This is a genomic window from Stutzerimonas kunmingensis, assembly GCF_900114065.1.
Lineage (GTDB): Bacteria > Pseudomonadota > Gammaproteobacteria > Pseudomonadales > Pseudomonadaceae > Stutzerimonas > Stutzerimonas kunmingensis.
This window is the reverse complement of record NZ_FORS01000023.1, coordinates 1-9811: the sequence shown is the minus strand read 5'-3', so window position 1 is coordinate 9811 and position 9811 is coordinate 1. Positions and strand designations below refer to the sequence as shown.

The window sequence follows — 9811 nt, the reverse complement described above, 5'->3', positions numbered from 1 at the left end:
CAGAAGCTTCCTGAGTTAGATGAAGGAGCGTATCGAGCACTCGTTGCGTCTAGCGGTGGTCACCAGCATGGTGGTGGGGAGACCCCAGCTGGGCATAGTGAGCAACACGGCGAGATGGCCTCGGGCGACCACCATCAGGGCGACAGTGGCGGCTCGGATCACCATGGCTCCAGCAGCACAGGTGGAGCATCCGGCCAATCAGGCTCCGGTCATCATGGTAATAACGAAAGCGATGACCATCATGCGTCCGAGGAGCCCCAGGCGGTTGAGCACAGCAATGGCAGTGACAGTGCCGATGCGGAAGGCAAATCCCCTTCAAAAAACCATGTGCACGCAGACGGGAAGCAACACGAGCACTAACATCCGGTATATGTGTGCCTATGCGGTTCTGATCGAGGCTCTAAGAAAGGCGGTTCAGCAAGCAGAGGATCGGCCCTAGGCCATCCTAGTCGACGCAACGGTACCGGAGGGCTTTGCAATTGCTTCCTTCCTAAAAGTTAGGCCGCAAGGCCAGTAACTTACCTAGTTAAGCGGCTTGCGCTCCGGCCGTTCCCCAACGAATGCTCCCAGTCGTGGCGACAGGGAGCTCCCTCATTTTCAACTCAATCATCTCGAACAGACTAGCGAAGCCGTACAGGCAATCTGACGGCCACATCGCCACCAACTGCGCCCGCAGATCCCCGGTGCGGTTGGACTTACCTTACAACATTGTAATGAGGTTTTTCGAAACGGGCTCGGTAGGAGCGTGTCGTAATTCAGTGTCTGCTAACAGGCTGATGAGCCATATCGGCCAGTAACCAAACGACGAAATACAACTATCGAACCCTGGAGAACGTAAATGACAAACTCAATGTTCGCATCCTGTATCCAAGCTTGTTCGAACTGTGCCCTAGTGTGCGAAATGTGCGCCTCTGCTTGCCTACGCGAGGATGATGTAAAAATGATGGCTCGCTGCATCGAGCTTGACCGCGACTGCGCGGACATTTGCAGGTTGGCTGCCACACTGATGAGCCGCGAAAGTGAATATGCTAAGAAGTTCTGCGCCCTTTGCGCCAAGATCTGCCGTGCATGCGGAGAGGAATGCGCGAAGCATGAAATGGATCATTGCCAAGAGTGTGCGAAGGCGTGCATGAACTGCGCTGAGGAATGTGAGCGTATGGCAGGATAACATCCGTAACTCACTGCTCTGGCACTACTAAATTGGGAGTGTCAGAGCCCCTCGAAGAATAAGAAAAGCCATGGTGCGCTTAATGTTCGCGCCTCCATGACATATCGAAAAAGTGCGTACGATACCCGCAACTGCCAAGAGCGAATCAATCCCTGTCCAGCAGCATTTCATTCCAAAGCGAAATACGATAGTTACGCGCTAGCAACTCTTACTTAGCCACCGATGATCGCCACCGTAACGGTCTATTCTCTTGCCACTGTCTCCCGATTGAGCGCTGAAAACTAATTGAGTGAATTAGCATGAAAGCTCCTGGCAAAAAGGCGGTCCAACAACAACCAAGCGGGCCATGCGACCTTATTTTGCTGGGAGAAAACGAAAATGGTTTTGCGAATATTCCCATCGCAGCGATTGGCTTTGCTGCTAGTACTGCTCGCCGTTCTGCAACTCAGTGGCTGCGCCGTTTCCCCGCGCCTGAAACCAAGCGACCAGCCAAGCGTTGCTCGCAAAACCTTTGTCATCACTGGTGCCTCCAGTGGCTTCGGCCGCGGCGTGGCGCTCAAGCTTGCCGCTCTGCAAGGCGACGTGGTGCTAGCGGCCCGCCGGACCGACGTGCTCGAAGAACTGGCCGCGCAGATACGCATGGCTGGAGGATCGGCACTGGTGGTGACCACCGACGTGAGCAACCCGAACGAGATGCAGGACTTGGCACGAGCCGCCATCGAGCGTTTCGGCAGGATCGACGTTTGGATTAACAACGCTGCGGTCGGAGCGCTGGGTCGTTTCGAGGACGTTCCCGTCGAGGACCATGCGCGGATCGTGGATGTCAATCTTAAGGGCATGATCTATGGCAGCCACGCAGCCATGCGCCAGTTCAGAGCTCAAGGCTTCGGCACGCTTGTCAACGTGGGCTCAGTCGAGAGCGAGATACCGCTGGCTTATCATGCCTCCTCCGCAGCGACCAAAGGTGGCGTCATAAATCTCGGCGCGGCAATCGCTGAGGAGATTCGCCTGAGCGGTAGCGAGACCATCAATGTCGCCACCGTCATGCCCTGGGCTGTGGACACACCGTTTCTGGGAATCAATTTGCCCTTTCTAGTTCATTGATCAGGGACTTCATTTCTGCGATTTCTCGGCGCTGAGCGTCGATGATTTCGTCAGCTAACTTGCGGACGCGAGGATCTGAAATCTGAGCTCGTTCACTTGTTAGGATTGCTATGGAATGGTGGGGGATCATGGCCTTCATGTAGTCCGTGTCGTCTACCGTCGCTTGCCCACGTACAAGCCATAGTGCAATGGTAAAAGCTACTGCACTTCCTGCCAATATCGCTAGGTTTACTGACTTACGCTTATACATGTTGAGCATGAATGCGAGCATGACTACTGCCATTACCGCGCCCATCACTAATGCCATCCAAGCGCGAGTCTCGCTCCAAAAAACATGCTCGAACGAGTAAGTATTTAAGTACATCACGCCATACATAATGATCGTAGACGTGGCTACCATCGCTGCAAAGCGCCAGTAAGACATTTGCATAGTTAGACCTCTTTAATGATTGCTGCTGGATCGGCGACTCAACGTGTTCGCGCAGCCCTGCTTAGAAGTGGCTTTCGAATGCTCTCCTAAAAACGGACAAGCCGAAGATGATGAGGTTTCGATTTTTTGAGAAGCTTACAAAAATGTAATCATCGACCGCTTTAAGACCGGCTTAAAGCGCTGCCAGCGCTGTACTACGCGTAATGTTCCCCTGAACTAATCAATCGCTAATAGCTTATAAGCAGACAATACCAACGTCGCGCTATGGACCACTGCGCGAAAGAGCGGGCCCACTAAGATGGCCTTCAAGCCTTGAGACCCGACTACTCGGCTTAGCAAGCCCAAAGAGTTATCGTGAGCAATAGAACACTCGGAGAGAACAATTCAGCACCCAGCATATGCCACGTTCTTGTCGAGTGTGACCGCAGGGTTAGTATTCGCACATTAGATGTGTGGCGGCTAAGACGGCTGGGTGTAGCTGGCTCCAAAACTGAGCGGCGAGGTTATTCTGTCCCAAGCCGCGCCTTTCGTGGCGCGCGGGACCTCACTCACTTTGAAACAACAGACCTTCGATTCGATCATGTTCTTCCGGTGTTGGCAGGGCAGATGAGTCAACATTGCCAATACTATTTGGCTGACCATTTTCTGGTGGGCCAACTTCAGGGTGGTAGGCGCCATCTGCGTCGAAAGCAACCCAGCCGTACAATTCTCGGATGACTTCGGAAGGATGGCCATCTTCCATTGCCACATACCAGTCCGCCAATCGGAAACGCTTACCGGCAAGCTTAGAAGTAGCCATTTCGGCTCGAACCAGCGCCAGATATAGCGGGTGCGGCAGTTCCTCTACGGCGCCGGTTTCGTCGAGCAAGAACATGAACGAGGCGTGCGACCGTTGCTCTGTAGAACCGGCTCGCTCCTCTTCCTCGCCTAAGGTAAAAACGGGAGCAAAACCGCCCCCCTCTGTTCTGAAGTTGGTCGTCTGGCCTTGGTAGACCCTGGCAGCGTTCCACTGCACCTCGCCAGCATAAGCGTAAGCGCGCAGATCAAACTTCATCGATCGTACCTGAGGGTCGGCGACGATTCTACGCTCGCCAGGAGCTACAAGGGACTGGGCCACGTAGTTTCCGCCAACGATTTCTTCCCAAACGCGCTTGGTGAGCTTGTCTCCTCGGTATGCACCGCGACTACCATACCCGCTGACAGGCTTGAAAAAGAGGCTACGGCGGTTTTGCCACAGGTGCTCTGCATTACCATGCCCGACAGGAACGGTAAGCGGGACGTATTGGGCCAATACGGTTCGGATTTGCTGATCAACGCCAATCTCTTCCAAAAAACGTGCGTTGGTTAGGTCAACCAACCTGCGTTTGTCGGCGTAAAGGGCATAGGCCTGAGGGTGTGGCGTTACCGTCACGACATCAGCCAAATAAGCGCTGCGCAGCGCGCTGCAATTGTCGCCTTCCAGATAGAAATCGGTGAGTCGGTTGTAGACGAGATCCACAGGCTTTCCGTCGACCAAGAGGGACTCGTTGTGAAAGGCCAGATCGGCTGGGTCTGCGATTAGGCAGTCGATTCCTGCTGACTCGAATAACCGCTGAAAAAGAAGGAACTCCGGATACAGGTATTGGGCTTGTGGGCTTTCATCCAAGATCACCACGCGCGTGAGCGGACGTGGCTCGCCGCTCGTAGACCATTCCTGGGCGAACATATCCAGAATCGAACGCTCGAAGCCGCCGGGTCCTTCCTGACCTGGCGAAAGCCCGACTACGCCGCTGCAACAACTACGCTGCGCGCGGGCGAGCAATACGTTTAGCATCGCTCCGCCCGCATTTGTGTTTATTTCGATGAGCCCAAGCTTGTCATCATCCAGATGGAAGTCGTAGCCAAAGAAGACGCCGCGCGCGCCCCGAGGATCGTGTCGGGCAATAGGAGGTGCAGAATCCAGAGCATGCTCACGCCAACCGGGCGAGCTCACGGTCTGCTCGATGGCCTGAATAACCTCATTAACCTGGCGCAGCCGCAAGGATGAAACAAAGACCGGTCGTGCTGCAAACACATGAGGGCAACGTGACTTCAATAGCTCCGACAGCTCTGAATTCCCAAGCTGTTCGGTCAATGAGTTTACGAGCGCAGCTTGATCTAGGCTTACGCAGAAGCACGCTTCGTTGAGCGCTGCGGCTGTCGTACCGCATTTTCTCGATGAGGACGCTTGCACGGGAACCTCCAGAACCAAACATACAGCTTCGAAAGTCTCGGCCTCTTTCGGTTCAGCCTGGCGTTTCTATGAGCGTAGGTCAGGGTCGTTGCTGGCACTCTGCCATTAACTAGACATAAGCTTTGGAAGCGTCATTGTGAAAGTCGTATGCCCCTCAGCTGATTCGCAAGCGATGCGCCCTTTGTGCGCTTCGACTATCGAACGAGTGATAGCCATGCCGAGGCCCGCATTCATGGTGGTTCCTTCGCGCCTTGCGGTGTCGACCCTATAGAATCGATCAAACACTCGGGCCTGAAGCTCGGCTGGAATCGTTGTGCCTCGGTTGGATATGGCTGTGCAAACCGAGCCACCGCTCTCGCTTATTTCAACGCTGATGGTGCTGCCTTCCTCTGCATATCGAACTGCGTTAGAGACTATGTTTGAGACGGCCCGTCTCAGCATCGATTTATCGCCATGTACCGATCCATCGCCTGAAAGCGCGATTTCTACCTTTTTGTCCTCGGCTGCAAGCTCGTAATATTCGATAACGCTCGCGGTAATCTCAGCCATGCTGGCATCTTCGGCATTGGGCGTAATCTTCCCGTTGTCCGCCTTGGCGAGGAATAGCATGTCATCGACCATCTTTGACATGCGCCTAAGTTCTTCGAGGGCGGAATACAAAATGTCTTTGTAGTCGGTATTCTCGCGGTCGCGCAAGAGCGCGACCTCCATTTGGGTAAGCATGCTGTTCAGCGGCGTTCTTAGCTCATGCGCGATATCCGCTGAGAAACCTGACAATCTGAGAAAAGAGTCGTCCAAGCGCGAAAGCATTTCGTTGAAGTTGTCTACGAGTTCATGCAGCTCGCCTGGCACCGACTCGGTTGGAATTCTGGTATCTAAGCAGTGGGCGGTTACTGTAGAAGAAGTCTTGGACAGTTCGTCTATTGGTTTTAAGCCTTTCCTGATCAGAACAACACCTAACGCGCCACTCAGAAGTGCACTAACGACAAGCGTATAAGCAAACCACTGCTGAATCATATCGAAGAAGTGGATTCGGTGCGTTACATCCAAAGCCAAATAGATAACAGTATCCTGCCCTTCTACCCACCGATTTACTTTTCTGGTAATTCCGCTGTACTGGTGGCCACCGAAACTTACCGTCCAGCGTTCCTCTTGGATGTCTGTGACAAGAGGTAGCAAGCTCTCAGACAGATTGTGATGGGAGTAAACCGTCTTACCGTCTACTACAACCGCAGTCGCGAAGCCAAAGGAGTGCTCAATAACGGCATCGATCCTTGAAGCGGTCTCAGGCCCGAATGCTGAGCTGTTGAGTAGCGTACGCTCTACTGCAGCGGCCTTTTCATTAAGCACTTGTGCATCTTTGCGTTCGAAATGGAGCTGACAAAAATAATTAAAGCTGATTGCGGCCGCCAGCAGCACAACCGTAACCACGAGCATGAAAGCTATCGCCATTCTGCTCGTCAGTGACACTTTTCCCATCAGTACGGTCCTGGTTAGGCCATCAAGCACAAAAAAGCAGGTGGGGCACCCCCCACCTGCTTCGATCATTGTTACTCACACCCTCATATCCTATGCTGCGTCTGGATTTTCGCCATTTTGCGAGTGGTCGGCTTTGGCGGCCCCCATCATCTCACGACACTCTTTCATCATTCCACGCATGTCACCCATCATTTCCATATGCTTGTCGCCGCTCATCATGCCGGTTTCTGAATGGCTTTGGTCCGCTTTATCTGCCGCTGCGAAACTCAGTCCGCTCGCCAAGGTGATTGCGATTGCTGTAACGGTGATGGCCTTTCGCATGTTAAATCTCTAAGTTCAGTGGGTTATTCGCTTTTGCTTAACAAGGTGTTTTCGCCAACGTTGGGCTCCTTGGGCTTGTCGCACTTACCGCTAGACATATGCTTCATGCATACGACCATCATCAACAAGCAGGGCAAGAGAAAGAGCAGGCTTGGCAGCGTTGTTGCCAACGCCGCAGTGCTTTGGTTCAGTAGCATGTAGCCAACCACAGCTGCGGTTAACCCCGTTACGACCGGATTGCGCTGCAGTACGCTTTTAATCTTGGATATTATGCTGCTCATCTAACTATCCCTCGGATATTAAGCTTGGCAGATTAGCCATTGTTCACGCCAACTGGGGTGCTCAGGAACTCTACCGTATGGATCTTCCCGTCGGGGGTCTTGACCTTCATCTCATACGTCTGGACTTGGGCACTAGTTCTATAGTTTTGAATCATTCGAGTCGTGCCGGTCGCCCCTGCAGGTGCGATGCTCAGCACTTGACCCTCTTTGACAAGCTCCTTAAGGGTGGGCTTTGCTCCTGCCGAGTCATTTAAGCGATTCAGCGTACGTTCGCTTCCGCCTTCGGCCATTGCAAGCGAGGAAGCAACGGTCAGAATAAAAGGAACGATTACTTTGGTTATGCGGTTCATGGTTTGCACCTCTTGGTTAGTTGATGCCTGTAGATTAAAGGCTTGCTACTTACAAGAAGCTGTTGCCAAGGTTACAAAGCGGTAATCGCTTCATTCTCGTGTTGGTACGACCGCCGCGCCTGCGGCGGTCGCTTTCTGCTCTTTACTGCTTTTCGATGCGCGTAATGGTGGAATCCATACCTTTCGAGGAGAACTCGAATTCGACCTGGTCCCCTTCTTTCAGCGTTTGGAGCTGATCAGGCTTTGCTTTGAAGCCCATCGTCATCGACGGCCAGCCCAACGCTTCGACCGGGCCGTGGGCAATGGTGACGGTTCCGCTCTCGGTGTTTACTTTCTTGACCGTACCTGTGGCTGTAGCGGTCTGTCCCGCCGACTTCTGGTCCATTGGCATGTTCATGCCTTTGTGATCCATCGGCATGCCGTCCATTGGCTCCTTGTCGGCGGCATAGGCGACTGGCACCAGGAAGAGTGAGGCAAGGGTGATGTGCTTAATGTTCATGGATGTTCTCCAGTGGGGTTGGTTGCTTGCTGGGTGGTAACTCGCAATTGCCGGCGGCGCATCAGCAGGTAAGCTGCCGGCAGAACGAACAGGGAGAGCAAAGGGGCGGTGATCATCCCGCCCACCATGGGCGCGGCGATGCGGCTCATGATTTCGCTGCCGGTTCCGCTACCCCAGAGGATGGGCAGCAGACCGGCGATAATCACTGCTACGGTCATGGCCTTGGGGCGCACCCGCTGCACAGCGCCTTCGCGGATTGCGTCGAGCAGTACGCCTTCGCCATGGGCTCCAGCGTTAACCCGATCTGTCCATGCGTTCTTCAAATACAGCAGCATAATGACGCCGAACTCAGCAGAAACGCCTGCCAGTGCGATGAAACCGATTCCTGTCGCTACGGATAGGTTGTACCCGAGCAAATAGAGGAACCAGACGCCACCGGTTAGGGCGAATGGCAGCGTGGCCATGATCAGCAACGCCTCCCCAAAGCGCCCAAACGTGAGGTAGAGCAAGACAAAAATGATGAGCAAGGTAGCCGGCACGACGAGCTTCAGCTTCGCGTTAGCTCGCTCCATGAATTCGAATTGGCCGGAATAGCTGATGCTCATGCCGGATTCGAGCTGGACCCCTTTGCTGATCTTTTCCCTCAGATCGCCCACCACAGCCGCCATGTCGCGGCCACGAACATCGACGTAAACCCAGCCCGACAGCCTTGCGTTTTCGCTTTTAAGCATGGGCGGTCCGTCTGTCACCTGTACTTTGGCCACGGTCCCCAACGTGATCTGGCTGCCTTGCGGCGTGTAGATCGGTAGGTTGCGCAGATCGGATATCGAGTCGCGCCACTCGCGGCCATAGCGGAGGTTGATCGGATACCTGGCGAGCCCTTCCACGGTTTCACCAATGGTTTGACCACCGATGGCACCGGCCACGATCGATTGCACGTCCGCGATATTCAGGCCGTAGCGTGCGGCGGCGACACGATCGATATCCACATCGATATACCTGCCGCCGGTCAGTCTCTCAGCAAGTGCCGAACTGACCCCAGGCACCGTTTTGGCGATTTTTTCCACTGCCTGGGTGGCTTTGTCGATCTGTGCCAAGTCAGTGCCATACACTTTCACCCCGATCGGGCTCTTGATACCCGTCGCCAGCATATCGATACGGTTTCGAATCGGCGGGATCCACAGATTGGCTAATCCAGGTACCTGTACGGTGCGATCCAACTCCTCAACCAGCTTGTCAGGCGTCATCCCAGGGCGCCATTGATCCTTCGGCTTGAACTGAATGGTCGTCTCGAACATTTCCAGCGGGGCGGGATCTGTAGCGGTGTCGGCTCGACCAGCCTTACCGAACACGTGTGCAACTTCTGGGACCGTTTTTATGAGCCGGTCCGTCTGCTGCAGTAGCTCAGAAGCCTTCTGAGCGGAGAGGCCTGGAAGCGCAGTGGGCATATAAAGGAGGTCACCTTCATCCAGCGGGGGCAAGAACTCCCCACCAAGGCGAGAGGCCGGCCACAAGCCTGTCAGGAAGACCAGAACAGCCACCAGCAGAGTCATCTTGGGCCAGCGCAGTACCGCGTCCAGGGCCGGCTTGTAGATCCAGATGAGGCCACGGTTGAGTGGATTACGGTGTTCGTCAGGGATTTTGCCCCTGATCCAATACCCCATGAGCACCGGAACCAGCGTGACAGACAGGCCCGCGGCGGCTGCCATTGCATAGGTTTTGGTGAACGCCAGTGGACCGAACAGCCGGCCTTCCTGCGCCTCCAGGGTGAACACTGGTATGAACGACAGCGTGATGATCAGCAGGCTGAAGAACAGTGCCGGCCCCACTTCAACAGCCGCGTCAGTAATGACCTTCCAGTGCTCCTGGCCCTTCAAGGTGGAGTCAGGATGCCGCTTGTGCCAGGCCTCAATGTGCTTGTGGGCGTTTTCGATCATGACGATTGCTGCATCGACCATCGCTCCGAT

General features: G+C 54.5%; 10 protein-coding genes and 1 pseudogene. 3 read left to right on the top strand and 8 right to left on the bottom strand.

Annotated elements, in window-relative coordinates; all coding sequences use genetic code 11:
- The 3 genes and pseudogenes from BM275_RS21770 to BM275_RS21760 form a co-directional block, all read left to right on the top strand.
- Positions 1-360 (top strand): annotated as a pseudogene (locus BM275_RS21770) (c-type cytochrome); the annotation flags it as partial.
- Positions 361-838: 478 nt separating this feature from the next.
- Positions 839-1168 (top strand): four-helix bundle copper-binding protein, encoded by a 330-nt coding sequence (locus tag BM275_RS21765; RefSeq protein WP_015275568.1) that lies wholly within the window; start codon positions 839-841, stop codon positions 1166-1168.
- 414 nt (positions 1169-1582) lie between these two features.
- Complete coding sequence (locus tag BM275_RS21760) at positions 1583-2272, top strand: SDR family NAD(P)-dependent oxidoreductase (protein WP_231600321.1); 690 nt, start codon at positions 1583-1585, stop codon at positions 2270-2272.
- Here the strand turns inward: BM275_RS21760 and BM275_RS21755 are convergent.
- From BM275_RS21755 to BM275_RS21720, 8 genes are all read right to left on the bottom strand, one after another.
- Positions 2247-2702 (bottom strand): DUF305 domain-containing protein, encoded by a 456-nt coding sequence (locus BM275_RS21755; RefSeq protein ID WP_003292642.1) that lies wholly within the window; start codon positions 2700-2702, stop codon positions 2247-2249. The two genes, BM275_RS21760 and BM275_RS21755, sit on opposite strands and share 26 nt — an antisense overlap.
- Positions 2703-3246: 544 nt before the next feature.
- A complete protein-coding gene (locus tag BM275_RS21750; RefSeq protein WP_015275569.1) occupies positions 3247-4914 on the bottom strand; it encodes a hypothetical protein in 1668 nt (555 codons plus the stop codon).
- 105 nt (positions 4915-5019) lie between these two features.
- Positions 5020-6393 carry a heavy metal sensor histidine kinase gene (locus BM275_RS21745; protein WP_003292645.1) on the bottom strand — a complete coding sequence of 458 codons (1374 nt, stop codon included), beginning with the start codon at positions 6391-6393 and terminating at the stop codon, positions 5020-5022.
- Between the two features lie 90 nt (positions 6394-6483).
- Positions 6484-6714 (bottom strand): hypothetical protein, encoded by a 231-nt coding sequence (locus BM275_RS21740; protein WP_003292646.1) that lies wholly within the window; start codon positions 6712-6714, stop codon positions 6484-6486.
- Between the two features lie 23 nt (positions 6715-6737).
- Positions 6738-6995: a DUF2933 domain-containing protein gene (locus tag BM275_RS21735; protein ID WP_003292647.1), complete on the bottom strand. Its 258-nt coding sequence runs from the start codon at positions 6993-6995 to the stop codon at positions 6738-6740.
- Positions 6996-7027: 32 nt separating this feature from the next.
- Positions 7028-7345: a co-regulatory protein PtrA N-terminal domain-containing protein gene (locus BM275_RS21730; protein ID WP_003292648.1), complete on the bottom strand. Its 318-nt coding sequence runs from the start codon at positions 7343-7345 to the stop codon at positions 7028-7030.
- 142 nt (positions 7346-7487) lie between these two features.
- Positions 7488-7844, bottom strand: coding sequence for a copper-binding protein (locus BM275_RS21725; protein WP_003298789.1), 357 nt, complete (start codon positions 7842-7844; stop codon positions 7488-7490).
- Positions 7841-9811, bottom strand: a 1971-nt coding sequence (locus BM275_RS21720) for an efflux RND transporter permease subunit (protein WP_139229604.1), incomplete at its 5' end; no start/stop codon positions are given. The genes BM275_RS21725 and BM275_RS21720, both read right to left, overlap by 4 nt.

Bases quoted from the DNA above. Each gene is read 5' to 3' on its own strand.
- BM275_RS21740 (WP_003292646.1), bottom strand. From the start codon at position 6,714: ATGCGAAAGGCCATCACCGTTACAGCAATCGCAATCACCTTGGCGAGC.
- BM275_RS21725 (WP_003298789.1), bottom strand. From the start codon at position 7,844: ATGAACATTAAGCACATCACCCTTGCCTCACTCTTCCTGGTGCCAGTC.
- BM275_RS21765 (WP_015275568.1), top strand. From the start codon at position 839: ATGACAAACTCAATGTTCGCATCCTGTATCCAAGCTTGTTCGAACTGT.
- BM275_RS21735 (WP_003292647.1), bottom strand. From the start codon at position 6,995: ATGAGCAGCATAATATCCAAGATTAAAAGCGTACTGCAGCGCAATCCG.
- BM275_RS21730 (WP_003292648.1), bottom strand. From the start codon at position 7,345: ATGAACCGCATAACCAAAGTAATCGTTCCTTTTATTCTGACCGTTGCT.
- BM275_RS21755 (WP_003292642.1), bottom strand. From the start codon at position 2,702: ATGCAAATGTCTTACTGGCGCTTTGCAGCGATGGTAGCCACGTCTACG.
- BM275_RS21745 (WP_003292645.1), bottom strand. From the start codon at position 6,393: ATGGGAAAAGTGTCACTGACGAGCAGAATGGCGATAGCTTTCATGCTC.